General features: G+C 60.9%; 22 protein-coding genes. 6 read left to right on the top strand and 16 right to left on the bottom strand.

Going from position 1 to position 26,457, the window contains the following annotated elements; genetic code table 11:
* Positions 1-45: 45 nt before the first annotated feature.
* From ACT9T4_RS17335 to ACT9T4_RS17310, 6 genes are all read left to right on the top strand, one after another.
* Positions 46-1,488, top strand: coding sequence for an ATPase domain-containing protein (locus ACT9T4_RS17335; RefSeq protein WP_042556848.1), 1,443 nt, complete (start codon positions 46-48; stop codon positions 1,486-1,488).
* Between the two features lie 15 nt (positions 1,489-1,503).
* A complete protein-coding gene (locus tag ACT9T4_RS17330; RefSeq protein ID WP_042556847.1) occupies positions 1,504-1,866 on the top strand; it encodes a response regulator in 363 nt (120 codons plus the stop codon).
* Between the two features lie 329 nt (positions 1,867-2,195).
* Entirely contained in the window at positions 2,196-3,698 is a 1,503-nt protein-coding gene (locus ACT9T4_RS17325; RefSeq protein WP_499118133.1) for an ATP-binding protein, read from the top strand.
* A gap of 498 nt (positions 3,699-4,196) precedes the next feature.
* Positions 4,197-5,303, top strand: a complete 1,107-nt coding sequence (locus ACT9T4_RS17320; RefSeq protein WP_052493882.1) for a nitroreductase family protein — start codon at positions 4,197-4,199, stop codon at positions 5,301-5,303.
* Complete coding sequence (locus tag ACT9T4_RS17315; protein ID WP_042556846.1) at positions 5,300-6,616, top strand: flippase; 1,317 nt, start codon at positions 5,300-5,302, stop codon at positions 6,614-6,616. The genes ACT9T4_RS17320 and ACT9T4_RS17315 overlap by 4 nt, the downstream gene beginning before the upstream one ends.
* A 1-nt stretch (position 6,617) precedes the next feature.
* A complete protein-coding gene (locus ACT9T4_RS17310; RefSeq protein WP_042556845.1) occupies positions 6,618-7,811 on the top strand; it encodes a polysaccharide pyruvyl transferase family protein in 1,194 nt (397 codons plus the stop codon).
* Between the two features lie 125 nt (positions 7,812-7,936).
* Here ACT9T4_RS17310 and ACT9T4_RS17305 read toward each other — a convergent pair whose 3' ends face one another.
* The 16 genes from ACT9T4_RS17305 to ACT9T4_RS17230 form a co-directional block, all read right to left on the bottom strand.
* A complete protein-coding gene (locus ACT9T4_RS17305; protein ID WP_042556844.1) occupies positions 7,937-8,734 on the bottom strand; it encodes a WecB/TagA/CpsF family glycosyltransferase in 798 nt (265 codons plus the stop codon).
* 303 nt (positions 8,735-9,037) lie between these two features.
* On the bottom strand, positions 9,038-10,468 hold the full coding sequence (locus tag ACT9T4_RS17300; protein ID WP_499118130.1) for a mannose-1-phosphate guanylyltransferase/mannose-6-phosphate isomerase: 1,431 nt from the start codon (positions 10,466-10,468) through the stop codon (positions 9,038-9,040).
* Positions 10,465-11,217, bottom strand: coding sequence for a WecB/TagA/CpsF family glycosyltransferase (locus ACT9T4_RS17295; RefSeq protein ID WP_042556854.1), 753 nt, complete (start codon positions 11,215-11,217; stop codon positions 10,465-10,467). Before ACT9T4_RS17295 ends, ACT9T4_RS17300 begins: the two co-directional genes overlap by 4 nt.
* Positions 11,218-11,279: 62 nt before the next feature.
* Entirely contained in the window at positions 11,280-12,044 is a 765-nt protein-coding gene (locus tag ACT9T4_RS17290; protein WP_042556842.1) for a glycosyltransferase, read from the bottom strand.
* Complete coding sequence (locus tag ACT9T4_RS17285; protein ID WP_042556841.1) at positions 12,007-13,290, bottom strand: hypothetical protein; 1,284 nt, start codon at positions 13,288-13,290, stop codon at positions 12,007-12,009. Before ACT9T4_RS17285 ends, ACT9T4_RS17290 begins: the two co-directional genes overlap by 38 nt.
* A gap of 69 nt (positions 13,291-13,359) precedes the next feature.
* Complete coding sequence (locus ACT9T4_RS17280) at positions 13,360-13,821, bottom strand: GDP-mannose mannosyl hydrolase (RefSeq protein WP_042556840.1); 462 nt, start codon at positions 13,819-13,821, stop codon at positions 13,360-13,362.
* On the bottom strand, positions 13,821-14,798 hold the full coding sequence (fcl, locus tag ACT9T4_RS17275) for a GDP-L-fucose synthase (protein ID WP_042556839.1): 978 nt from the start codon (positions 14,796-14,798) through the stop codon (positions 13,821-13,823). Before fcl ends, ACT9T4_RS17280 begins: the two co-directional genes overlap by 1 nt.
* A 2-nt stretch (positions 14,799-14,800) precedes the next feature.
* The gene (gene gmd / locus ACT9T4_RS17270; RefSeq protein WP_042556838.1) at positions 14,801-15,925 is read right to left on the bottom strand and encodes a GDP-mannose 4,6-dehydratase; all 1,125 of its coding nucleotides are present in this window, start codon (positions 15,923-15,925) and stop codon (positions 14,801-14,803) included.
* 60 nt (positions 15,926-15,985) lie between these two features.
* The gene (locus ACT9T4_RS17265) at positions 15,986-17,140 is read right to left on the bottom strand and encodes a glycosyl transferase family 2 (protein ID WP_042556837.1); all 1,155 of its coding nucleotides are present in this window, start codon (positions 17,138-17,140) and stop codon (positions 15,986-15,988) included.
* A 30-nt stretch (positions 17,141-17,170) separates the two neighbouring features.
* Positions 17,171-18,484 (bottom strand): lipopolysaccharide biosynthesis protein, encoded by a 1,314-nt coding sequence (locus ACT9T4_RS17260; RefSeq protein ID WP_499118125.1) that lies wholly within the window; start codon positions 18,482-18,484, stop codon positions 17,171-17,173.
* Positions 18,485-18,554: 70 nt separating this feature from the next.
* Positions 18,555-19,901 carry a UDP-glucose dehydrogenase family protein gene (locus ACT9T4_RS17255; protein WP_042556836.1) on the bottom strand — a complete coding sequence of 449 codons (1,347 nt, stop codon included), beginning with the start codon at positions 19,899-19,901 and terminating at the stop codon, positions 18,555-18,557.
* Between the two features lie 56 nt (positions 19,902-19,957).
* Entirely contained in the window at positions 19,958-21,349 is a 1,392-nt protein-coding gene (locus tag ACT9T4_RS17250; RefSeq protein ID WP_042556835.1) for an undecaprenyl-phosphate glucose phosphotransferase, read from the bottom strand.
* Between the two features lie 246 nt (positions 21,350-21,595).
* Positions 21,596-22,321: a tyrosine-protein phosphatase gene (locus tag ACT9T4_RS17245; protein ID WP_499118123.1), complete on the bottom strand. Its 726-nt coding sequence runs from the start codon at positions 22,319-22,321 to the stop codon at positions 21,596-21,598.
* 42 nt (positions 22,322-22,363) lie between these two features.
* Complete coding sequence (locus ACT9T4_RS17240) at positions 22,364-24,595, bottom strand: GumC family protein (RefSeq protein WP_042556833.1); 2,232 nt, start codon at positions 24,593-24,595, stop codon at positions 22,364-22,366.
* Between the two features lie 2 nt (positions 24,596-24,597).
* Positions 24,598-25,137 carry a polysaccharide biosynthesis/export family protein gene (locus tag ACT9T4_RS17235; protein WP_042556832.1) on the bottom strand — a complete coding sequence of 180 codons (540 nt, stop codon included), beginning with the start codon at positions 25,135-25,137 and terminating at the stop codon, positions 24,598-24,600.
* 133 nt (positions 25,138-25,270) lie between these two features.
* On the bottom strand, positions 25,271-26,431 hold the full coding sequence (locus tag ACT9T4_RS17230) for an outer membrane beta-barrel protein (protein ID WP_042556831.1): 1,161 nt from the start codon (positions 26,429-26,431) through the stop codon (positions 25,271-25,273).
* Positions 26,432-26,457 lie beyond the last annotated feature (26 nt).

Here is a 26,457-nt window from a genome sequence, read left to right as displayed (position 1 = left end):
AGCCTAGGTTACCGTTGCGTAACTTCGATTGAGGCAGGCCAGAACTTGGAACAGCTACAACGCCTTCAAAGTGGGATCGATGGACTGGACGCGCTGCTCAAGGGCGGACTGGTAGCCGGGGCATCCTATATCGTTCAGGGGCGCCCAGGTTCGGGCAAGACCATTCTCGCCAACCAGATCGCGTTCAATCATGTGCGTGATGGTGGCCGCGTGCTGGTGGCCACTCTGCTGGCCGAATCCCACGAAAGGCTCTTTCAGTTCCTCTCCACGATGACCTTCTTCGACCCGACCAAGGTCGGTGCGGAAATCCAGTTCGTCAGTGCGTTCGATACGCTGGAGAACGAGGGGCTGGACGAGGTCGTCAAGCTGTTGCGTCGTGAAATCAGTCGCCAGAAAGCGACGCTGTTGATCGTCGATGGTCTGCTCAATGCCCGCTCCAAGGCGGAAAATCAGATCGACACCAAGAAATTCATTTCCGAGTTGCAGGGGCACGCGGCTTTCGCCGGTTGCACCGTGCTGTTTCTGACCAGTTCTCGCCTTGATGACGGTAGCCCGGAGCACACCATGGTCGATGGCGTGATCGAACTGGGCGAAGAGCTGTTCGGGGCACGCTCGGTACGCCGCATTCACTTGCGCAAGACCCGAGGCAGCGGTGCGCTGTCTGGGCTGCACGAGTGCGAGATCACCGACGATGGCCTGGTGATCCACCCGCGCCTGGAGAGCCTGTACAGCAAGCCGAGTCAGGACGACAGCGCGACGTTGGCGCGGATTTCCAGTGGCATTCCCAGCCTGGACAGCCTGATCGGTGGAGGCCTGTCGGAATCCTCGGTCACCTTGATCATGGGCCCCGCCGGCGTCGGCAAGACCACTCTGGGCATGAATTTCCTCGCTCAGTCCACTGTCGAGGCCCCAGGCCTGCATTTCGGCTTCTACGAGACGCCACAGCGGCTGCGCCTCAAGGCGGCGGCACTGGGCATCGATCTGCGCGCCATGGAAGAGTCCGGTGCGCTGCATATCATGTGGCAGCCAACCACCGAAGGATTGCTCGACGGCCTTGGCGCGCGGGTGATCAACGCCGTCAGAGACAAAGGCATCAAGCGGCTGCATATCGACAGCCTGGGCGGTATGGCGCGTGTAGCTACCAGCAGCGCGCGTCTTGTCGAGTTCTTCAGCGCGCTGATGAGCCAACTGCGCGCGATGGGCGTCACGGTTTTCGCCACGTGGGAAATGCGCGATCTGTTCGCTGCCGAGATCAATGCGCCGGCCCCGGAGCTGTCGAGCATCGTCGACAATCTGGTTCTCATGCGTTTCGTGGAAAAGGAGGCTGAACTAAAGCGCCTGCTTTCCATACTTAAGATGAGGGATAGCTATTACGATTCCTCCCTCCTGGAAGTGGTCATCAGCGATCATGGTATTGAACTCAGCAAGGCATTCAAGAATGCGGCAGGCGCCTTGTCGGGGAACGCCGTGCCGGCGCAAGACGCCTGATCGAGCCTATTGACTATGACAACCATCCTGATAGTCGACGATGAATACCTGATTGCGGATATTCTCGGCTATGCCATGGAAGACGAAGGCTACATGGTGGTGAAGGCGAGCAACGGCCGCAAGGGGTTGGAGGTGCTCGACCGCGAACGCCCCGAACTGGTCATTACCGATTTCATGATGCCAATCATGGATGGCCTCGAATTCGCCCGTGCAATTCGGGCGCGGCCCGCATCCGGCGACCTGCCGATCATTCTCATGAGCGGCGCCCAGGGCAGTGTCGGACGGGCCAGCCCGGAACTCTTCGCTGCGGTGTTCGACAAGCCCTTCGATATCAATCAGGTCATCGCCAAGGTCAAGGAACTGATCGGCCCGAGCTGATCAATATCGCCCCCCAGTTGCGCTGATCACCTCGCTTTTATAACGCCTCTCTTTCTGGAACATGGCTCGTGCACCGGTGTCGAAGGCTGTTATGCGCCGTGGCTCTCGAGTCGAGCCTGCGGCAGTCCATTGCGTCGAGAGCGGTTATCCATGGATGAGGTTGTAGTACGGGTTGCCAATGGCGCCCGGGAGCCGAGCGCCGGTCTGGCCGTTTTCCTGCCGCTGCTGGATAACGCCGATCGCGACGTGGGCTCGTGTGGATTTGCGCGAATGGAACCTGCAAAAGTTTTCTCTCGGCGACACACGTTGGTTGCCCGCGGATGGTCCCCATGCGCATATTGATCTGCAGTGATGAGTCGGATCTGTTGCTGCCACTGCTCGCACCTCTGGGCTTCACCTTCGAGGTCTGCCCTGGTCTGGGGAGGCTGAGCGAATCCCTGGCCAGCGATATCAGCGCCGTATTGATCGCCGAAGAGGCGGTCCACGATCAGGGGCATGCGTTAGAGCTAATCCTCCAGTCGTCCACTCCCGTCATCGTACTTGCAGCGGCCAACCCTGCGCAGCAGCCAACAGCGGTCGATGGTTATGGTGCCGTATTGCTGGAGCGCCCATTCACCTCGCGTTCGCTTTGCAGTTGCCTGTCCGTTTTGACCGAGCGTGCGCGTGGCGCGCTTCTGGACGGTGATCGCAGCGCGGGTGAGCTGGCCCTGCTGCAAAGTCAGAAGATGGACGCTGTCGGCTCGTTGACCGGTGGCATCGCCCATGATTTCAATAACATGCTCACCGGTATCATCGGCGCGCTCGACATCATGAAGCGCCGCGTGGCGGGCGGTCGTCTGGAAGGGATCGAACGTTTCATCGAGGCTGCCAGCGTTTCCGCGGACCGAGCGAGCGCTCTGACTCAGAGATTGCTGACCTTTTCTCTTCGCCAGCCTCTGGATGCCCGACCGGTGGCGGTGAGTTCATTGATCGATTCGCTGGAGTCACTCATCCGGCGTACGGTCAGTGACGGCATCTCGCTGCAGGGCGACTATCAGCACGCCGATGCTCGCGTCCTGGCCGATGCCCGGCAGCTGGAAAATGCCATTCTCGACCTTGCCGTCAACGCCCGTGACGCCATGCCCGGTGGCGGGCAGTTGAGGTTGCATACTTCACTGGTCGATCTGGCCGAGGGAGATAGGGCGGCGCTGCCTGACCTTTCGCCAGGGCGCTATCTGGTCATCGCGCTTTCGGATACCGGTTCCGGCATGAGCAGCGATACGCTTGAGAAGGTTTTCGATCCGTTCTTCACCACCAAGTCCGTTGGCCAGGGCAGCGGTCTCGGTCTTTCCATGGTGCACGGTTTCGCACGGCAGAGCGGCGGCCAGGCGACCATCCACAGTGAGCCAGGTGTTGGTACCACGGTGCGCCTGTTTCTGCCTGCTTGTGAGGCGGTCGACCACCAGGCGGTGGTGGCGCCTGTGCGCAAAGCGGGTCATCGGGTTTTGCTGGTCGAGAGTGACTCCGCGGTGCGTCTGCTGGTTTGCGAAGTGCTTGGCGAGATGGGTCATGAAGTCGTCAACGCCACCGAGCCGCAGGCCGCCATCGACCTGCTGAGCGCGGGTGCCTCATTCGATCTGTTGGTCTCGGATGCAAGCCTCGCAGGGATGACCGGCTCGGAGCTGGCGGATATCGCTCGCGGCTATCGGCCTGATTTGCCGGTGTTGTTGATCTTCGCTGAGGTGAATGCCGAATCGGCCATTCTGGGGCAGGGCGTAAGAACCATCGGCAAGCCCTTCTCCATACGTGAGTTGAGTGAAACCCTGCACGACCTTTTGCCAGGTAGGCGCTAGGCCCGGTGCAGTGCTTTCAGCCGTAAACGTTGATGGCGGCTTTGCCTTGGCGAAGCCGCCTGTCGCCCATCACTTTCCGGTTGTCAGGCTCCGTCTCGACCGCTCTGTTGCCAGGCTTGGCGGCCTCTCGGCAACTTTTTCCCAGGAAAGCATCGCCGCGCGGAATCAAAGCGTTGCTCCGTAGTCCTAAACCCTGACAACGAAAAGGCGGTAGCCCATATCGCCACCTCCAGCCTCTTGAAGTGCTGGTCTGGACGTCGATCCGTTTGCAGTACCAATGCCATTTTCCCTGCGTGCTCCCGGTGAGCGGGCAGAGGGGATCCGGTGATTGCGTCAGGGTAGGGATGCTTGCTGTATGCGCCAGCCATGATCGGCTTCTGGTGGCGTGCAGGCGCTTGCGGTTGGGCTGATAACTGCCTGCGTCTATCAATTCAATGTCGCCGTACCACTATGGCGATTGTGGGGGAGATATTAACCATTGAACGGTAATCACAGCCTATGAAAATGTTGAAGGAATCCCTCAAGAAGGTATTGCCCCGCGACAGCATCGATAACCTGAAAGGGTTGCAGAAGAAACTGTCCATGGGCTGGATCCGTGCGCTGTCACGGTCGGCCACACTGCGGCGCTTCCACTATTCGTTCTTCTCGTCGGCGTTCGATCGTGAAGCGTATGCCGTGGTGGTCGGGCACCTGCAGCACGAGGAAAATCTATCCGGTGCCGAGCCGGTCAACTACTTCCTGCGCCGTGCCGTGCACCGTATCGAGAAGGGCCTGATCATGCAGCCCCGGCGCGAAGTGTTCGCCCTGGACTACATCGGCGACACCGTGGACAGCTACATCGCCTCGCTCAACGGCAACGTGGATCGCGACGAAGTCAGCTGGGCTCACGATGTGCTCGCCGAGTACTTCACCGTGACCGGCGAACACCCGGTGATCAACCGGGCCCGCGAGAAATTCGCTCGCCTCGAGCGCCCGGTCAGCTCGCCAGGCAGCTTGCGCAATCCCGATACCGAGCGGGTACCTTTCGCCGCTGACGTGAGCACGCCGAGCGTCGATTACACCGCCATGCGTAAACTGTCGATGAAGCGCCGCTCGGTTCGCTGGTATCAGGATCGTCCGGTTCCGCGCGAGGTGATCGACAAGGCCGTGGAAGTCGCCGTGCAGTCGCCGAGTGCCTGTAACCGTCAGCCGTACCGCTTCCTGATCTTCGATGACGCCGCTTCCGTGGCGCAGGCGTCGCGTCTGCCGATGGGCGTTGCCGGTTTCGATCACAACTTCCCGGCCATCGTTGCCGTGGTGGGGCGTCTGCGTGCCTACCCGCACGTGCGTGATCGCCATGTGATCTACATCGACGGCGCGCTGGCCGCGATGTCCTTCATGTTCGCGCTGGAGACGCAGGGCGTGTCGTCCTGTTCGATCAACTGGCCGGACATTCCCGAGCGCGAGCAAGCGGCGGCCAAGCTGCTCAAGCTCGACCCGGACGAGCGCATCGTCATGTTCATCTCTCTGGGCTATGCGGCGGACACCGGTCTGGTGCCGTACTCGCAGAAGCTGTCGCTGGATGAAGCCCGCAGCTACGGGCACCTGGAGACGTCCAGCCGATGAGTGCCACGCGTGTCCAGGAGGGCATGAAGTACCTCCTCAACTCTGGCTGGATGCTGGCCGAGAAGTTCTTGATGCTGGCCATCGGCCTGGCGACCACCGTGGTACTGGCCCGTTACCTGGGGCCCGAAGATTTCGGTTACCTCAATTACGCACTCGCGCTGCTGGGGCTGCTCAGCATCGTGGTGCACCTGGGGTTGACCGGCCTGGTGGTCAAGGAACTGCGCAGCAACCCGGATAACGAAGACCAGATTCTCTCGACGGTATTCGTGATCAAGGTGGGCTGCTCGGTGATCGCCTTCGCGATCATGATGGGCACCTACCTGATCGGCAACGACCAGAATTTCCTGGTGCTGCTGTTCACCGCTCTGGCGCTGTTCTTCACGCCGTTCGAGATGCTCATCGACTGGTTCCAGGCGCGGGTTCAGGCCAAGTATGCAGCAGTGGCCGGCTTCGTCGGGCAGCTCGGTGGCAACGGCCTGAAGATGATCCTGGCCATCGCCGGTGCCGGTTTGGTGTATATCGCCCTGGCCCACGTGGTGGTGGTGATGGTCACCTCGGCGATCCTGGTCTGCTATGCGGTGATGCTCAAGCGCGAGTTCCGCTTCGACTTTTCCTGGACCCTGGGCAAGACCCTGCTCAAGAAAAGCCTGCTGATCTTCCTCGGTTCGCTGTCGGCGGTGATCTACCTCAAGGTCGATCAGATCATGCTGCAGTACATGCTCGGCGAGTACTCGGTGGGTGTGTATTCGGCGGCTTCGCGGCTGTCGGAAGCCTGGTACCTGATTCCGACCATCCTCATGGCGTCGGTCTTCCCGAAGATGATCGACCTCAGCAAGACCGATACGGCGGGCTACAACCGTTTCATGCAGGTGTCGCTGGATGTGTTGTTCTTCATGGCGTTCGGCCTGGCGGTCGTGGTGTTCTTTCTCTCCGACTGGATCATCCTGACGCTCTATGGCGAGCAGTACGCCGATGCCGGTCCGGTGCTGGCTATCCATATCTTCGCGGCGACCTTCGTGTTCATGCGCGCGCTGTTCAGCAAGTGGATCATCATCGAAGAGGCCTTCATCTTTTCCCTGGTCACCCAGGGCCTGGGAGCCGTGAGCAACATCGTGCTCAATTACTTCCTCATCCAGAGCCATGGTGTCGTCGGCTCGGCCTGGGCGACGCTGATTTCCTATTCCATCGCCGGTTACGTGAGCCTGCTGCTGTCACGCAAGACACGGCCGCTGTTCATCATGATGACCAAGAGTATTTTCCTGCACGTGTTCATTAGCGTGCCCCAGTTGATTCGTGAATTCAGGAGAACGTGATATGTACGTCGAGATTCGCAAAGCCGGTTTCGTCAACAAGGGGGCTGCACTGATGCTGCACGCTGCCCTGCAGCAGGTACAGAAGAACCTTCCCAGCGCCAAGGTGGTGATGGAGCCTGGCCGTGCCAAGAGCCCTTATCCCTACGTCAACCGTGCATCCCTGGGCCTGTATCAGAAAGCCTGGCTGTGGCGCGCCGGCATCCCCTTCGGCGACCTGGCGGCACTGGTGCCGGCCGGTATTCGCGAGCAGTACGGTGTGGTGCTCGACAAGGAAGTGAACGTGGTGCTCGATGCCGCTGGCTTCGCCTACAGCGATCAGTGGGGCCCGGACCTTTCCGAAGAGCTGGCGCGTTCCAGCAAGCGCTGGAAGAAGAACGGCAGCAAGGTGATTCTGCTGCCGCAGGCATTCGGCCCGTTCCGCGATCAGAAGAGCAAGGATGCGGTCAGGGCGTTCCTCGACAACTGCGATCTGGTTTTCGCCCGCGAACAGGTGTCCTACGACTACCTCACCGAGGTCGTTGGCGAGCGTGACAACATCAAGATAGCACCCGATTTCACCAATCTGATCAGTGGCACGCTACCGTCCTATTTCGATCCTGACGTTCATCAGGTCTGTGTGGTGCCCAACTGCCGCATGCTCGACAAGACCGGTGACAGCGTCGCCAAGGGCTATGTGCCCTTCCTGCAGCGCGCGACCAAGATGCTGGTCGAGCGCGGCGCCAAGCCGTTCCTGCTGATTCACGAAGGCGAGGGCGATGCCCGGGTCGCCGAGCAGGTGTCGCAGGCCGTGGGTGGGCTGCCGATCCTGCGCGAGACCGATCCGCTGGCGATCAAGGGCATTCTCGGCGCCTGTCGCGGCACCTTGGGTAGCCGTTTCCACGGTTTGGTCAGTTCGCTGTCGCAAGGTGTGCCATCGCTGGCCACGGGGTGGAGCCACAAGTACCAGATGCTGTTCGCCGACTACGGGTTTGCCGAAGGCGTGCTGAACATCAACCTGAGCGACGAGGAGCTTTCCAGTGCCCTCGATTACCTCACTGATCCGGCTCAGATGCAGGCGCTCTCCACTCGTCTGCACGCGCATTCCGCAGAACTCAAGACCCGCACTCAGGCCATGTGGGATGAGGTGTTCGCCTTGATCGCGCAGAGCCATGGCGTGCGCAGCGAGAAACCGCTGGCGGTGGCCACGGGGCGCTAGGATCGATAAGGGCCGGCCCGCTCTGCGTCGGGCCGCACCCTAAGCCCCGAACGTTGATGCGCTGCAACGAAAAACGCCCCGGCTGATCACTCAGTCGGGGCGTTTTCCGTTCTAACGCGAGGGCGTCAGGACTTGCGGTCGTAGGCGCCTTGCTCGGTAACCGCTACCTTGCGGTCTATACCGTTACGCATGATGTAGTAGAAGAACCGCGGGATACCGATGATGTAACGGCTGAACAGGCGACGCGGCTCCATCAGCAGGCGATACGCCCACTCCATACCGAACTTGCGAACTACCGCCGGCGCACGACTGAAGCGCTGCGCCGCGAAGTCGAGAATCGCGCCACCGCAGATCATCAGAGCAGGGCGGCCGAGGTCACGCTGCAGGCTCACAGCGACTTCTTCCTGGCGAGGCATGCCCATGCCCATGACGATCAAGGGGATCTTTTCCGGTTGCAGGTGCTCACGCACGAATTCGAGGTAGCGCTCGGTCGGCTGGAAGCCGTCGATCGCGTGAAACGTACGATCGCCGAATAGCGCGCTGGCACCCAGGTTGACCCAGGGCTCGCTGGTGCCCATGGCGAACAGCTGGTAGCTGTCGCTGTGTTCGCTTTCGAGCAGGTGACGGATCAGGCTGGGAATGAAATCGGTGCCGTTGAGGTTGGCACCTGGCGCCAGGCCATTGAGCGAGCAGGCCAGTTTTACACCGATGCCGTCGCGCAGCAGGTAATTGACCTTGAGGAAGTGACGGCGTGCTTCCGTATCGTTCTGGACGATGTTGTAGCCGTGCTGATTGAGGAAGCCGAGGATCGTTGGCTTCTTCGGCGTGCTCAGTTCGTCGAGCAGTGGAGTCACGTCGTCTTCTTCCAACAACTTCAGTTTATGGATCAAAGGATCGTGCAGTTTCAGTTGTGAAGTTTTCACAGGCGAGCCTCGTTGTCGGAAAGTGATGGAGTTATCCGGTATCTGTTCAAGTGGGCTTCGCGCTTTGCTTATTCTTGTAAATATCCATTTTCTCAGCGAAATGAAGGAGCTATCCGTCGCCCTGTTAGTCGTGATTGGTGATCCCAAAGGTCGCGAATCACACCTCCTGCTGGGCTCGACTCGGGCCCTTGCATGCGGCTGAAAAGAACTACCGGCGTTGTCGCTGCAGCGCTTACCTTTTTCAACAACTTGCTATCTTCGATGAGCCAGCGCCGCCCGCAACGGCGCGGCGCTGGAAGCCCATCAGGCTGCAGAAACCTTGAGTTCCTTCACCCGACCGTAGTTGTCGGAGAAGCGGATGATGTCGTCCTCGCCGAGGTAGGTCCCCGACTGCACCTCGATCAGCTCCAGCGGAATCATGCCCGGGTTTTCCAGGGCGTGAATCTGGCCGATGGGAATGTAGGTCGACTGGTTCTCGGTGACCATATAGGTCTCGTCACCATTGGTCACCTGCGCGGTGCCGCTGACCACGATCCAGTGCTCGGCACGGTGGTGGTGCATCTGCACCGACAGCTTGGCGCCCGGTTTCACGGTGATGCGTTTGACCTGATAGCGCGCACCGTGATCGATGGAGTCGTACATGCCCCACGGGCGATACACTTCACGATTGTTGAGATGCTCGCCACGCTCGTCGCGCTTGAGCTGCTCGACGATACGTTTGACCTCCTGGGCCTTGTCCCTGTGGGCGACCATGATCGTGTCCTTGGTTTCGACGATGATCAGGTTCTCGACGCCCACGGTAGTGACCAGGCGATAGTCGGCATGCACGTAGTTGTTGTGGCTATCGTGGCTGAGCACGTCGCCCTTGTGCACGTTGCCCTGTTCGTCCTTGTCGCTGACGTCCCACAGCGCTGACCAAGAGCCGATATCGCTCCAGCCGGCATCCAGTGGCACCATCACCGCGTCTTCGGTTCGTTCCATCACGGCGTAGTCGATGGAGTCTTCCGGGCAGGCGGCGAATGCCTCCTTGCCGATACGCACGAAGTGCATGTCCTGCTCGCTCTGCGCGGTAGCACGGCGGCAGGCGTCGAGGATTTCCGGCTGCCAGCGCTGCAGCTCTTCCAGGTAACGGCTGGCACGGAACATGAACATCCCGCTGTTCCAGAAGTGCTCGCCGGAAGCCAGGTAGCGCTCGGCGGTCTCGCTGTCCGGCTTCTCCACGAAGCTCTGTACGGTGAAGCCACCTTCACCAGCCGATGCACCCTTTTGCACATAGCCGTAGCCGGTTTCCGCATGGGTCGGCACGATGCCGAAGGTCACCAGCTTGCCGGCCTGGGCGAAGGGCAGGGCGGTTTCGACGGCGCGGTGGAAGGCGCTGACATCCTTGATCAGATGGTCGGCAGCCAGCACCAGCAGTACCGGGTCGTGCTCCTTTTCCAGCGCCTTGATAGCCGCCAGGGCGACCGCCGGCGCGGTGTTGCGACCGACCGGCTCGAGCAGGATGCTGGCGTTCTCGATGCCCAGGGCGCGCAGCTGTTCGGCGGCGAGGAAGCGATGTTCCTCGTTGCAGATCAGGCATGGCTGGCTGACCTGCAAGCCTTCCAGACGGCGAATGGTCGCCTGCAGCATGGACAACGAATCGTCGGCGATGGGCAGGAACTGCTTGGGGTTGAGTTGGCGCGAAAGCGGCCAGAGGCGCGAGCCGTTACCACCAGAAAGAATGACAGGAATCATCGTGGAGCTCCTCCCATGAAGAGTGATTGCCTAAGTTTGAATTCCCTGAGCAGGATCGGCAGGATGCGGAACGCGTCGTGCGCGTAGCGCCCTACCAGTCGACGAGGTTCGGTGAAAGCGCGGTGCAGCCACTCCAGCGAGTAGCGTTGCATCCACAGCGGAGCGCGACGAATTCTTCCGGACAGGAAGTTGATCGAGGCACCCACGCACAGACCGATGCCGACAGCCTGATCGGTTTCGAAGATTTTCTGCGCGAGGATTTCCTGGCGCGGGCAGCCCACCGAGAGCACCACCAGATTGGATGGGTGTTCGATGACGAAGGACAGGCACGCCTGGATCGCTTCTTCGCTGTTGATGAAACCCATCGGTGGGTTGTGATGGTGAAAGGTGATGTGTGGGTAGCGTGCTCGCAGATGCTGGATGTCTTCATCCTCGCAACCGATCACGGTGACGTTCCAGGCGCGCTGCTCGGCGATGTCGATCAGCTCTTCGGTGAGCGTGCTGCCGGGAATGGCATCTTCCACGGGAACTCTGAGCATGCGCAGCAGGGGCAGCAATACACGGCTGTCGCAGATGCGGTGGCGGGCCACCGCGTAAGAGCGTTTGAGGTCGTGGTCGGTTTCCAGCTGCACGATGTGATTCACGTTGGGTGTCACGACGTAGCTGTACCTGTCGGTGCTGTGCTCGACCAAGTCCTCGACCAGGCGATCCTTGGAGCCAGCGTAGAACTCGATGTCAAAGGCTTTCATCAACACCTCTTTGCGCCACTTGCGCGAATTGCGGATGGGCAACGGTTGTCGTTGCTCGTGATTCATTTGCCCAGTGCCGCTTTCAACAACTTGCTATGAGTGTGAACGTAGTGCAGGACATACAAAGAGATACTGTGCAGCGGCGATAGTTTCATGACCTCCCGACGGATGCGCATATCTTCTTTCAATGCATCGAAGCGACGGCTGGTGGAAACACCGGTGGTGTCGAAGATGCACAGCGGCGAGGCGATCTTCAGCACGTCGCGCTTGTGGTCCTGGCCCTGCAGGAATTCGACGATCATGCAGTAGTCCGCCGAGAGCTTGAAATCCTCACGGAAGCGCACGTTGCGCAGCCTTTCATTCTCGAAATACATCGCCTGGTGGCTGGACGGCATGCCCAGTACCAGGTGCTCGATCTTCTTGGCGTTCTGTGGCGTGAGGCGGCCTTCGGCGTTCTGCAGGTAGTAGTCGCCATAGACGTAACGCGGCTTGCTGGGCGCCTGCTCGATCGCATCGGCAACCTTCTGCAACACGTTCTCGTCGTAGAACGAATCACCGCTGTTCAGGAACAGGGTGTAGCCCTCGGTGGCCGAGCCCTTGATCAGGCCCTTGTTCATGGCGTCGTAGAGGCCCTTGTCGCGCTCCGAAGTGATCTCGGCGTAGGGCTCGTCGATGGTCGCCAGCCATTCGGCGCCACCGTCGTTGGAGGCACCGTCAACGACGATCCAGCGGAAATTCCGATAGGTCTGGGCAGCCACACTCTGGTAGGTCTGTTTGAGGCCTTCCAGATTATTCCAGTTGATGGTCACGATACTGAAGTTTGTCATGGCGTGTGCCTCTGAGCTCTCGAGTCGGGGATTTCTCCGTCGCGTAGGCGCGGGAGAAGTACAGGAAACAGGCGGCGCCGATGCCCAGCACATCACCGCCGTACATCAGCGAGTTGGACAGGAACATGTTGAGCATCTGGAACCAGAACACCAGCTGGAAGGCATTGAGCAGCGGGCCCTTTTGCGGGCAGCGTTTCATGATGCGCAGGTAGCCGGCATAGAAGATCAAGGCGATCAGCGGAGTCAGGAATCCGTAGCGGTAGTACACGCCGAAGATGCCCACGTCCGACAGGTAGAAGTGCGGGTTGTAGAGTGCTCCGAAGCCGCCTTTCCATTGCAGTGACAGCGAGCCCATGCCGATGTACCAGTTGTCGGCGACCGCGCCGATGATGATCGCCGTGGTGGTATCGCGCACGCCGGGGCCGGTGGTGGCCTCGTCGAGCAGGGCTTCGAACTTGGCGAACTGCTCGTAGTAGAACTCCGGAAAGATGAAGTACGACGCGACTAGGATGGTGGCCGCCAGCAGACCGAGCTTGATCAGCGAGTCGATGCGGTCACGGAAGATCCACAGGCCAGCCAGGCACCAGATGATCATGGTCTGACGGGTCTGCAGCACCAGCCACAGGTACGAGGCGAAGAACAGCAGGGTGACTACCTTGAGCAGCGAGATACGCTCTTTCATGCTGTACATGAGCATGAAGGCGCAGATGGTCACGTAGCTCGAACCGATACGGAAGCGGTTCGGGCGCAGCAGCACTTCGCCGGCGTCCTTGGCATCCACGGTGAACGACACGCCGGCGTTTTCCGGGATGATCCCGAAGTAGTAGCAGTAGCCGACGAAGGCGCACGCCAGGCCCGAATAGAGAAAGAAGGTCTCCAGGTGCTTTTGCGTCGGAGCGGTCTTGATCAGCAGGAACAGGGCCGGGAAGAACACCAGATAAGCGAAGCTGCGACGTTCTTCGAGCAGGCCATAGATGAACGGCTGATCGAAGTTGAGTTCCGCCATGATCGCCGAGGTGACCGGCAGCACCAGGCCCATGAAGATGATCCACAGGCTGGTCTTGGACTGGTAAACGCGCTTCCACACCAGGAACAGGGCCGCAGCGCTACCTACTACGCCGAGCAGATAAAGCTCGCGCAGGTAGGGGATGCCGGCCTTCTTGTCGTCGGTCAGAAAGAAACAGGCCGAGTTCAGGACAAACAGGATCAGCAGCAGGTTGCGGTATGCCAGGAATTGCTTGAACAAGCTCGCGTTCCCATATCGAAATTGTCGTGGCTCGCAAGCCGACGCCGCGTTGAGTGGCTTGCGAGAGGTCTAGTACAACGCCTGCAGGTAGTCCCGCGTATTGCGGTGGATGCGCGGTTCATCGCGCATCTGCTCGATCGGCCACCAGCGGTAGCGACCGTGTTGCACGCTTGGCGGTTGCAGGCTCTGCCGAGCGCCAAGCTCCAGTGCGTAGGCGATCACCACGTAGTGGGTATCCGGTGTTTCGCCAAACACGCTGTCGTCGTAAAAGTGCTCGTAGACGCCGAGCAGCCTGCCCTGGTCGCGCTCGAATGCCTGGCCCAGTTCTTCCCGGGTCAGGCGTTCGAAAGCGGCATCCAGGGTTTCATTCTTGAGAATGCGCCCACCTGGAGCGAACCAGCTGCCCTGGGCGGGGCGGTTGAGACGCTCGCCCAGCAGCAGCTCGCCCTCTGCATTGCGAACCAGCAGATCGATGGACACCAGCGGTGTGCTGGCGACCACGGTCTTGAAGGTCTCGGTCGGCAGAAACATCAACTGCGCACATCGTCGATGTGTTCGACGAACCAGCGGTAGGCGTCACGCAGGCCGGTTTCCAGATCGATGCTCGCCGTCCAGCCGAGCTTGGCCAGGCGCGATACGTCCATCAGCTTGCGTGGCGTACCGTCGGGCTTGCTGCTGTCGAACGTCAGGCGACCCTGGAACTCGGTGACCCGAGCGATGGTTTCGGCCAACTCGCGGATGGTGCAGTCCTGCCCGGTGCCGACGTTGATGTGCGAGAGCATCGGCTGGGTGTGCGCCTGGTAGGTGGCGTCATCCAGATTCATCACGTGCACGCTGGCGGCCGCCATGTCGTCGACATGCAGGAACTCGCGCATCGGCGTGCCGCTGCCCCAGATCACCACCTCATCGTCGCCACGCAGGGTCGCTTCGTGGAAGCGGCGCAGCAGGGCAGGGATGACGTGACTGTTTTCCGGGTGGTAGTTGTCGTGAGGGCCGTACAGGTTGGTCGGCATCACGCTGCGGTAGTCGCGACCGTGCTGGCGGTTGTAGCTTTCGCACAGCTTGATCCCGGCGATCTTGGCGATCGCGTAGGGCTCGTTGGTCGGCTCCAGTACGCCCGTCAGCAGCGCTTCTTCACGCATCGGCTGCTCGGCATGCTTGGGGTAGATGCACGAGCTGCCGAGCGACAGCAGGCGGTTCACGCCGGCATTGTGCGCGGCGTTGATGACGTTGGCTTCGATCATCAGGTTCTGATAGATGAAGTCGGCCGGGTACTGGTTGTTGGCGTGGATGCCGCCGACCTTGGCAGCGGCCAGGTAAACCTGGTCGATGCGCTGGTCGGCGAAGAAGCGCTGCACGCTGGCGGCGTCGACCAGGTCCACGCTTTCACGGGGCGCCGTGATGATGTTCTGGTGCCCCAGGCTCTGCAAGTGACGCACGATCGCCGAACCGACCATCCCGCGATGGCCGGCGACGAAAATGCGCTGATCGAGAGAAGTCGCTGTCATCCTCAGTTCTCCACGGATACCGGCAGATCGTGGCCGTGCTCACGCAGCAGCGCGTGGCGCTTGGCGACCTTGAGGTCCTCACGAACCATCTCGGCGCACATTTCCTGAACGGTGATTTCCGGCGTCCAGCCCAGCTTGGTCTTGGCCTTGGTAGGGTCGCCCAGCAGGGTTTCCACTTCGGCAGGGCGGAAGTAGCGCGGGTCGATGCGTACCACTACATCGCCAACCTTCAGGGCCGGCGCGTTGTTGCCTTCGATGCGCTCGACGATGCCTTGCTCGTCCACGCCCGTGCCTTCGAAGCGCAGGTGCACGCCCAGCTCGGCAGCGGACCAGGTGATGAATTCACGTACCGAGTACTGCACGCCGGTGGCGATCACGAAGTCGTCTGGCTGATCCTGTTGCAGCATCATCCACTGCATGCGGACGTAGTCCTTGGCATGGCCCCAGTCACGCAGCGAGTCGATGTTGCCCATGTACAGGCAAGGCTCGAGACCCTGGGCGATGTTGGCCATGCCGCGGGTGATCTTGCGGGTCACGAAGGTCTCGCCGCGACGTGGCGACTCGTGGTTGAAGAGGATGCCGTTGCACGCGTACATGCCATAGGCTTCGCGGTAGTTGACGGTGATCCAGTAGGCGTACAGCTTGGCGACCGCGTAGGGCGAACGCGGGTAGAAGGGAGTGGTTTCCTTCTGCGGGGTTTCCTGCACCAGGCCGTAGAGCTCGGAGGTCGAGGCCTGATAGAAACGGGTCTTCTTTTCCAGGCCCAGCAGGCGGATGGCTTCGAGGATGCGCAGGGTACCCATGGCGTCGACGTCGGCGGTGTATTCCGGTGCTTCGAAGCTCACCGCGACGTGGGATTGCGCGCCGAGGTTGTAGACCTCGTCAGGCTGCACTTCCTGAATGATGCGGGTCAGGTTGGACGAGTCGTTGAGGTCGCCGTAGTGCAGGATGAAGTTCTGGTTGTCGACGTGCGGATCCTGGTAGATGTGGTCCACGCGCTGGGTGTTGAACGACGAGGCACGACGCTTGATGCCATGCACCTGGTAACCCTTCTCGAGCAGGAACTCGGCCAGGTAGGAGCCGTCTTGACCCGTGATACCAGTGATGAGCGCTTTTTTCTGTTCCATTGCGATACCTGCGATGTTCAATTGATAGAGGGTCTGTGTTCGGTTGCTGAACGCGGTCCGTTAGGACGTACGCTTGAGCAGCAACTGGAGGCGTTCCATAACGCCAAAAAGAATGATCCGTACCGACGGAAACTTGTAAAAGAAACGGTAGATGTCGTACTCCGTTTTGGGCCGCGACAGGCTGGCGCCGTCTATGTCGGCCGAGTCGATCAGGGCTAGGCCCTCACCTTCGATGTTATGCAGGATGCTCAGTTCCATGGGCTTCATGGAAAGGCTGAAATTGTGTAACCCACGGGCTTCGGTACGGGTCAGTTGCAGGCCCTTTTTGCAGGTCTTGCAGCCATACAGGTTGACCGTGAAATCGTAGGGCTCGAGCACCGGGTTCTGGCGTTTTACGCAGGCCGGCAGCAGTTCGCAGAAGGCGTCGTAGACCGACACGCTTTCTTCGCGTTTTGCGAACTGGTAGTCGATCGGCTGTTGCTGGATCGGCACCTGGAAGCGCGACGAGGCGATGTTGAAATGCTGACCCGGATCGCCGAAGTTGGTGCTCAGCGAACGGAACGGGTACACGAAATACAGATCCCGGGAAATGATGTACGCGGTGAACAGCTTGAGCCACGAGGACTCGGGCCAGCCGCGGATATCCGCCGGGATGCCGTCGATATGACTGATGTCGGTGCCGTGGCTTTCCAGCCACTGGCGGAAGCTCTGCCAGTGGCGACGTGACCAGGCCTGCCCCCAGGACGCGGCCATCTGAATGAAATGCACGTCAGAGTCGCCGTCGTCGATCGGCGTGAAGGGCAGGTTGGCGGTCTGGTTGAACTGCACGCTGTACAGGCTGATACCGGCCACGCCGGCATCGTCGGCATAGGCCTGCAGCGCCCGCGAGGTGTACTCGTAGAAGAACGGCGAGACGAACAGATCGTCTTCGAGAATGATCACGTCGCCGTACTGTTCGGTCAGGTCGCCGCAGCTCAGCACGTGCTGGCGTAGGCCGAGGCGCTCGGGATGGGCGATGATGCGTTTCTCGCCGTGCGGCCAGTCGAAGGCTTCGGCGACCTGACGTGGCTGCGGGTTGCCGGAGTTGTCCAGGCTGATCACCAGGCGAACATCGCCTTGCGGATAGCGAGCCTTGATCAGTGAGCCGAGCAGGCGACTGAGGCTCTTCGGCCGGTTGTAGCCGATGACGACGATAGTGGGCAATTGTGCGGTCATAGGATCGAAGCCAGTCTCTGATGAAAGTGTTTAGGGGCGATCGCGGCGCGTCTGCCGATCAGCCTTGCCGTACCAGTGGCGTGCGGCGAGCAGCACGCTGGCGATCAGGCTCAGGTAGATCAGGATGCTGGCCGCGGTAAAGGCCATGACGGTCTGTTCGGCCTGTTCCAGAAACAGGGCGCCTGCCATCAGGGCCGCGATGCGCAGTACGGTGCTGAGCACCTCGAAAATCAGGAAACGGCCTTGCAGGGCGAGTGCCGGGACGGCGACCGTGCAGGGGCGGCTGACGAAAATCATGTACTCGGCCGAGGCCAGCCAGCGTGCATATTCACCCGCCACCGCCCACTGCTCACCGAATACCAGGGCGAACAATTGGGGGCCGAAACAGAACACTAGGGCGAAGGGCAGCAGGCCTACCAGCGCCAATGCCGCCGTCGCCTTGGCGAGCATGCCGGCGATCGGCTGGTGATCCTGTACTGCCGTGCTGATGCGCGGGTAATAGACATCCGCCACCGACTTGCCGACCAGTTGCGTTGGCACGTTCAGCGCCTGTTTGCAGAGGGCGAAGAAGCCGGCTGCCACCGGGCCGAAGAACACCGCGAGGACCAGTGTCGGCAGGTTCTGCGACACCGCGTTGATGAGCATCTGCGGTGCGCGAAACAGCGGAAAATCATGGTATTGCAAGGCCAGCTCGCGAGTGCTCAGTTGCACCGCGGGAGCCTCGCTCTGGGCGACTGCACCAGGGTTGCGGCGCAGCCCCCAGTTGAGCATCAGGGTATGCAGCAGCGGGCCGACAGCGGTGCTCAGCAGCAGTGCCGCAGGACTCGCATGCAGCAGGCCGACAGCGATGCGTAGACCGTTATGGGCGATGGCCTGCTGCACGGCCACGCCAGCGGTGAGGCGATAGCGCTGCTGGCGAATCAGCCATTGCTGGGTGACTTCGAGCGCAGCACCGGCCAGCAGCACGAGCGGCAGCAGCATCAGAAAAGGTGCGATCTGCGTGACGCCTGCCAGGTCGGCCAGTCTTTCGCCGAACAGGGCGATGACGGCAGCCGCGAGCGCTGCGAAGGCGCAGGCGATCAGCAGGGACAATCGAATCAGGCCGCGGGCATCGGCATCGCGCTTGGGCAGCACGATGGCGACTGGATAGGTGAGGGCAGCGACGGGGATGAGCATGAACGCCAGGCTCATGAATACCCCGAGTATCCCGTAGGTTTCCGGGCCGTAGATCCGGGTGATGACCGGCATCAGGGCCAGGGTGATGACCTGCGCGCCGGCTGTGCCAGACGCGACGGTCGCGATATTGCGCAGCACGGGGCTGCGCAGCGCCGCTCTGCCGGACACGCTCAAGCGGGTCCAGAGGGCGGCGGGGGCTGTGACTTCAGGTTCGATGACGTCCATTGTCAGGAGGGTCTCAGCCGTTCACTTGCTTGCGGCCGATGCCGTAGTAGTCGAAGCCTTCGCGATCTACCTGGTCGAGGTCGTACTGGTTGCGACCGTCGATGATCACCGGCTGTTTGAGGAGCTTCTTGAGGGCCTTGAAGTCAGGACGGCGGAATGGCTTCCACTCGGTGACCAGTACCAGCGCATCGGCATCGATGGCGGCTTCGTACTGGCCGTCGACGATCTGCAGACGACCTTCGCTGAACCAGTGCTCGGGGAACTCGCGCGCGGCGGTTTCACGGGCGATCGGGTCGAATGCCTTGACCTTGGCACCGGCGTTGATCAGGCTGTTGATCAGCACCACGCTCGGCGCTTCGCGCATGTCGTCGGTACCCGGCTTGAACGCCAGCCCCCAGACAGCGAAGGTGCGGCCCTTGATGTCACCCTCGAAATGCGCGGCCAGCTTGTTGAACAGCGACTGCTTCTGCTGCTCGTTGCGTGCCTCCACGGCTTGCAGCACCTTGGGTTCGAAATCGTTCTGGTGCGCGATGCTGATCAGCGCCTTGACGTCTTTCGGGAAGCACGAACCGCCGTAGCCACAGCCGGCGTAGATGAAGTGGTAGCCGATACGCTGGTCCGAGCCGATGCCCAGGCGCACGTTCTCGATGTCCACGTCGAGGCGGTCGCAGAGGCCGGCGATTTCGTTCATGAACGAGATCTTGGTGGCCAGCATGGCGTTGGCCGCGTACTTGGTCATTTCCGCGTCCCGCACGCCCATGAACTTGATGCGCGGGTTGTTGCGGATGAACGGGGCGTAGAGCTCGCTCATGGCCTTGCGAGCACGCTCACTGTCGGTACCGATGATGATCCGATCCGGGTGCATGAAGTCGTCGACTGCGGCACCTTCCTTGAGGAATTCCGGGTTGGAGACCACGTCGAAACTGATGTCCTTGCCGCGCAGTTCCAGCTGTTCGAGGATCTCGGCGCGAACCAGGTCGGCGGTGCCAACCGGCACCGTGGATTTGTTGATCACGGTGGTGTGGCGAGTCATCAGGCTGCCGATCTGGCGGGCCACCTCCACCACGTATCGCAGGTCGGCGGAACCGTCTTCACCGGGCGGCGTGCCGACGGCGATGAAGATGATGTCCGACTGCTCCATCGCTTCCGGCAGGGCAGTGGTGAACTGCAGGCGACCGGCCTCGAAGTTCTCTTCCACGACGGTCTCCAGACCCGGCTCGTAGATCGGCAGCACACCGCGCTTGAGGTTTTCGATCTTCTTCGGATCGACATCCACGCAGACAACCGTGTTGCCCATCTCGGCGATACAGGCGCCGGTGACGAGGCCGACGTAGCCGGTTCCAACGACAGTGATATTCATGGATAAAAATTCCTTGAGTGAGCGTTAATCGTTACGTGACGCCAAAGGGGCATCGTTCAATAAATGTCGCGCGAGAACAGGGTGAAGGGCGTCTTCACCAGAATCTTGATGTCCAGCCACAGCGACCAGTTGTTGATGTAGGCCAGATCCTGTTCCACGCGTTGCTGCATCTTTTCCAGGGTTTCGGTTTCACCGCGATGACCGGTCACCTGAGCCAGACCGGTGATACCCGGCTTGAGGCGATGACGGGCCATGTAGGCAAGAATCTTGTCGCTGTAGTAGTTGTTGTGGGCCACCGCGTGGGGGCGTGGACCAACCAGGGACATCTCGCCGCGCAGCACGTTGAGCAGCTGCGGCAGTTCGTCGATCGAGGTGCGTCGCAGGAAGCGGCCGACAGGCGTGATGCGTGGATCTTCACGGGTCGCCTGCTTGACCTTCTGGTCGTCGTGCATGCGCATGGAGCGGAATTTCCACACCAGGATCACGCCACCGTTCCAGCCGTGGCGCGGTTGCAGGAAGAACACCGGGCCGGGGGACGACAGCTTCACCGCGATGGCTGCGGTAATGAACACCGGGCTCAGGGCGACCAGGGCGAGGAAGGCCAGGGTGCGATCCATCAGCTCCTTGCTGAACACGGCAGCAGGGTGCGAACTGATCGGGCTTTCGTTGAGGTAGATGGCTGGCAACTGTTCGATCTGCGATATCGACTGGTTGAGCAGCGGCATGCTGCCGAAGTCCGGTACCCAGACCACGTCGACGCTCATGTCGAGCAGGTCGATGTAGAGCTTCTCGATGTGCGAGATCTCGTCCAGGGTCAGGGCGATGTACACCCGGCGTACGCCATGCTGCTCGGTCACTTCACGCAACTGATGCAGGGCGCCGAGAATCGGGAAGCGGCCGTCCTGGGTGTGCGCATCGTCGCTCGACGCGAGCATGCCGATCAGCGGAACGCGGTTGGAGGCAGCCAGGCGCTCGGCCAGTTCGTGAGCTTTCTCACCGGAACCGATGATCAGCGAGACGCGATCGTTGCGCAGCTTTTCCGAATGAAGCCTGGCGAAATAGCGCAGCGGTATGAAGGCGATCGCCTGGGCGAGGAAGCCAAGCAGCGCCCACTCACGCATGATTTCGAAGGAGAAACGCTCCAGGCTCTGGCTGAAGTAGGCGACGAACAGCAGGCCGGCGAGGAGGGTCAGCCACCCTGCCAGCAAATGCGCCAGACCGGTCAGGTAGCTGAAGCGTTTGTGGTAAACGCGCAGCAGACCATAGGCAGGCACCGAACCCAGTACCGTGAGTACGATCAGCAGACGGTACTCGGTCGGCACATCGCCATAACGCTGGATGACCAGATAGCAGAGCAGCATGCTGACCAGAGTAATGGCACAGGTCCATTGACCCCAGAACGTCAGCCCCCTGCGGTTTTCGGCAGGATTGATCCGTTTGGAAATCATTTGCGGCGATCCTCGTGCAAATCTTCGATGAAGTGTGATGCCCCCGGAAACGACACGAGAGGCGACCTGTTCGTATGCGATACGTATGACGAGCCACTGGGCGAACCCACTGCCTCACCGCGCTTTCGCGCCAGTCGGTAGCTGCGGTGCGTCTTGTTGCTGAGTTCTCGACGCATGGTTTTCCAACCTCCAACAAATACGAATCCAGCGGCCTGAACCGACAGGCACGCGTTATCAGGCAGTCAACTAAGCGAAATGCTGGTGTGCGATGCGCCAGGGCGTGTCGATGACCAGACGTTCGGCCTCTCTCTCGCCCAGGATCCGGGCGGCTTGCAGGAGACCTTCTTGTAATTGGGGGGGGCGGTGATCCAGGTTGTGAGCATCAGTCGCCATAATGCTGACCACGCGATGTCTCAGCAGTTCGTGAGCCAGGTGCATTGCTCGTTCACCAAAGCGACCAGCGGCAGACGCGGCGGTCACCTGAAGCAGGCAGCCCTGCTCGATGAAGGGCTTGAGCTTGCTCGGCGTGTGCATCAGCGCCTTGTTGCGTTCCGGGTGCGCGATGATCGGTACCACGCCGTTTTCCAGCAGCCATTGGGTCAGCCGCTCGGCGCCGAAGGGCATTTCCCCGTGAGGAAATTCCAGCAGCAGCGCCTTCTTGCCTTCCCACTGACCGAGAAACGGAATGCTGCCGTCCTTCACGCGGGTCATCAGCTCGCCAGAGAAACGAACTTCTGCGGCCGCGCCGACCTTGAGGTCGATACCGGCCGCCTGCAGCGCCTCGTTGAAGCTGGCGCAGGCTGCGCGAATGCTCTCGCTGTCGTTCTCGTAGCGGCCGGCATGGATGTGCGGCGTGCAGACGATGTGGCTGATGCCGTTGGCCACGGCCATGCGGGCCATTTCCAGCGCGGTTGGCAGGTCTGCCGGACCGTCGTCGATGCCCGGCAGCAAGTGGTTATGCAGATCGATCATCAGATACCTCCCGCTGTCATGCGCTGGATTTTCATGGTTGCATCAGGCCTTGCGGTCGCTGTAACCGTAGTGGTCGTAGTAGCCGCTGTAATCGCCGGAGCGGGCCGCTTTTTCCACGTCCACCTGGTTGAGTACCACGCCCATCACCGAGGCACCGCTCTGCAGCAGGTGGCCCACGCCACGCTGTGCCAGCGGGATCGAGGTCGCCTCGGACTTGATCACGTAGATGACCGAGTCGGCGAAGGTCGACAGCAGCGAAGCATCGCTGACCGCCTGGCTTGGCGGCGAATCGATGATGATGTGGTCGTAGCGCTCCTTGATCATTTCCAGGAACTTGGCGAAACGTGGCGATGCCAGCAGTTCCAGCGGGTTCGGCGGTACCGCACCGGCTGGCAGCATGTCCAGGTTGTTGCCCATGTTGTGGATGCAGTCTTCGACCTTGGCGCTCCCGGTGATCAGGTTGGCCAGGCCAGGCGTACCTACCGGGAAGTCGAAGCTCTTGGCCAAGGTAGGGCGGCGCAGGTCGGCATCGATCAGCAGCACGCGTTGCAGCTGGCTGAGGGCGAATGCCATGTTGGCCACCAGGGTGCTCTTGCCCTCGCCAGGCGACGAGGAGGTGACCACCAGAACCTTCTGCGAGCGCGAGGTATCGGCCAGCATCAGGCTGGTGCGAATGGTGCGGATCGACTCGCAGAAGCGCGCGTCCTCACCATGCTCGAAGAGGTGCGCTGCGGTGTACTTGGTGTTGGTGGAAATCAGCGGGACGATGCCGAGCACCGGCAGGTTCAGCTTGTTCTCGACGTCGTCGGCGCTCTTGAAGGTGTTGTTGAGGATGTCGCGGATCACCGCCAGGGCGATACCGAAAATCAGAGCCAGGCCGGCAGCCAGGACGATCAGCAACTTCTTGTTCGGCGCAGCGGCCTGAATGGGCGCGATGGCCTGATCGATGATCCGCGCGTTGCTGGAATTGACGTCCTGAGTGGCTGCGGTTTCGCGCAGACGGGTCATGAAGGTTTCGTACAGCGAGCGATTGCTTTCCACGTCGCGGGTCAGCTCACGTACCTTGAACTCCTTGCGCGAGATGTCCTGGATCTGTTCCTTGTTCTTGTTGAACGAGGCATTCAGGGAGTTCTCGTTGGCGACAGCCAGCTGGTAGTTGCGCTCGATGCTCGCCACGACCTGCTCGACCTGAGCACGCAGGCTAGCCGAGGCAGCACTGAGGTCGGACTTGGCAGCGGCCATGGCCGGGTGGCGCTCGCCGTAACGGCGCGACAGCTCTTCGACCTTGGCGCGAGCGCGGGCTTCTTCCGCCTTGAATTGCTGGATCAGCGGGTTGCCCAGCACGGCAGGCACGCTGGACAGACGGCGCCAGTCGGTGGAGCCCATGGACTCGACCTGACGGAACTGGCTTTCGGCTTCGGCGCGCTGGCGACGGGCGTCGATCATGCGGTCACCGGTCAGCGACAGTTCGTTGTTGCTGATGGTCGCCACGCCGTTCACATCGACCAGGCCTTCGGCCTCGCGATAGGCTTGCAGGCGGTTCTCGGCTTCCTGCAGCGAGCTGCGCAGCTCGGTCAGGCGAGTGTTCATCCAGGTGGTAGCGGACAGCGACATTTCCATCTGCGCTTCGAGCTGGCTATCGATGTAGTTGCTGGCCAGGGAGTTGGCGATCTGCGCTGCGGTCAGGCGGTCCGGCAGTTCGACGGAAATGCTCACCAGTTGGCTCTTGCCTTCTACCCAGATGCTGGTGCGGTCCATCAGCATCTTGGTGACGATATCCAGCAGCTCGGCTTCGGTCATCGGTGTGGCCGGCTCGGGCTCATCGACCAGCCCGGTCACCGACAGCATGCCCTGCACGCTACGCACGAACCCACCGACGTTGATCAGCGGCTTGGGCTGCTGGCGCGGGTCGAAGTCCGGGTGCTCGGTGAGGTTGAGTTCGCGAACCACTTTCTCTGCAACGCCGCGGCTCTTGATCAGGCCGAGCTGGGTTTGCAGGTATTCGTTCACTGCGCCGGTGGTGTCGTAGACCTGCTGAAAGGACACCAGTTGGGTGCCTTTGGTCTCGATCATCACCGTCGATACCGCTCTGTAGACGGGCGTCATACGGGACACGGCGAGGGCGGTGACCAGCGTGATCACGACCACGAACAGCACGATGGCCCACTTGCGCATCCAGATGGCGTTCCAGATACGCCGCAGGTCGATGTAATCGCTATCTGCTTCCGACGGCGATGGCTGCCACTGTCGGATCGTTCGTGCAGGACTGTTCATATTCAGAAGAACCCTTGATCGATGGTGATGGTGTCACCCGGCTTGACCAGGGTGTCGAGCGCGGCCTTCTCCGAAGCTCGGGCTTCGCCTGAACCGCGCGCGATGGTGATGCGTTTGGTGGAAGCGCGTTCGGTCAGGCCGCCGGCCAGCGCGATGGCGCGGTCCAGGGTCAGGCCGGGTTGATACGGATAGCCGCCGGGCGCCTTCACTTCGCCGCTGATGTAGAACTCGCGGTAGGTGGTCACGCTCACGGAGACGCGGGGATCGACCAGATAGCCGTCGGCCTTCAATCTGTCGGTGATGATGCGTTCGATGTCGCCGGCAGTCTTGTCACTGGCTTCGATCGACCCCAGGAAGGGGTAGGAGAAAGTGCCTGCGTCATTGAGGCGGATTTCCTCGAACGACAGATCCGGCTCGCCGAAGACACTGATCTTGATCACGTCGCCAGAGCTCAGCCGATACTGTGGATTGGCCTGGGCAGTCGCTGCGAATGCGAGCATCAGCAGCAGCGAGAAGGCTTTGAACAGATGGTGGACTGACATCCGCTTACTCCTTGTGGTTGATTCGTCTGTGGCGCGGAAAAAAGGGCGCCACCGCTCGCCTGCAGAGGCGAACGGGAAAAGGTTGATAGGGTTGGTGACGTTGGTCGTCACCCTGTTGAGGAGGGCCCCGGTGCTAGAGGCTCAAACTCAACGACAGCTGATAGATGTTCCGGTCATAGGATTTCTCCCGCACGCTCGAATCGTTTTCGGTGTGGCGATAACCCAGTGATACATCGACCCAGCGATCCGGGGAGTAGGTGACTCCCAGGCCGTAACTGGTGCGCTCGTCCTTGCGCTCGATCGCCTTGTAGTCGCGATCGGAGAAGCGGTAGTCAAGATCCGTACGGATGAAGGCCGACCATTCGTGTTCCCAGCTCAGGCGGGTGGTGGTGTCCTGAACCGTGCTCGCACCGTCGTCGCCTTCGTCGAAGGCACGGCGTGTGTTGAGTTTGACGACAGAGTAGGTGCGCGGTTCCCAGGCCACACCGACTTCCCACATCGGGCTGGTGTAATCCTCACGCGTGTTGCTGTCGAAGTTCTTGCGTTCGGCACCGAGGCGCAGGGTGCCGGAGGTCTTGGCGGTGGCTTCCCAGGTGGCGCCGAACAGTGCGGCGTCATTGGTACTGTCGCGGTTGCTGCCGCTGCGGATGTAGTCATGATCGGTGTGGCGCAGTTCGACCAGCGATCGCGTGCTGCCACCGAGGCGGTGGTACCACACGGTGTTGAACATGGTGCTGTCGCGTTCTTCGTCGGCGTTGAGTTCGCCGCTGTTGCGGTAGCGGATACCCTCGCGATTGACGCCGAAGTCCAGCTGGTTCAATCCGCTGAGCGTACCGTAGCTGTAGGTGGCGCCAGCGACGGTGCGGTCGTACTTGTCGTTTTCATTGTCATCGGGATCCGCCAGGTCGATGGTCTCCTCGACGCGGTGATAGCCGAGGTTCCAGCGCAGGCGATTGCGCGAGTTGAATTCGAGAATGCTGCGAAAGCGCAGGTGATGGTCGGTATGACTGGCCCGATCGTCAGAGTGGTAGGTCTGGTCGTCGAATTCGTATTCGAGCTGGTAACCGCTGTTGCGCGTCTCGGCGCTGAGCAGAAACTTCGGGTTGATGCTGGTGATCCAGGAAGAACCGGCGCCGTCACGCAGGCCGCGGTAGTTGTCGTCGTAGCTCTCGGTAACGTCGAGGGTAGGCGTGAACTCGAAACCAGCCAGGTCGATGCTCGCCGGGTCGGTTGCCCAGCTGGTCGTAGACAGCGTACCTGCTAGCGAAGCCGTCAATATCTTGGTGAGTTTCATCGTGCCAAATCCCTTCCCGGGGTCGA

The organism is Pseudomonas sp. SZ40, from assembly GCF_052958135.1.
Note: the sequence above shows the minus strand (reverse complement) of the source record. Positions and strands in the feature narration are given on the sequence as shown.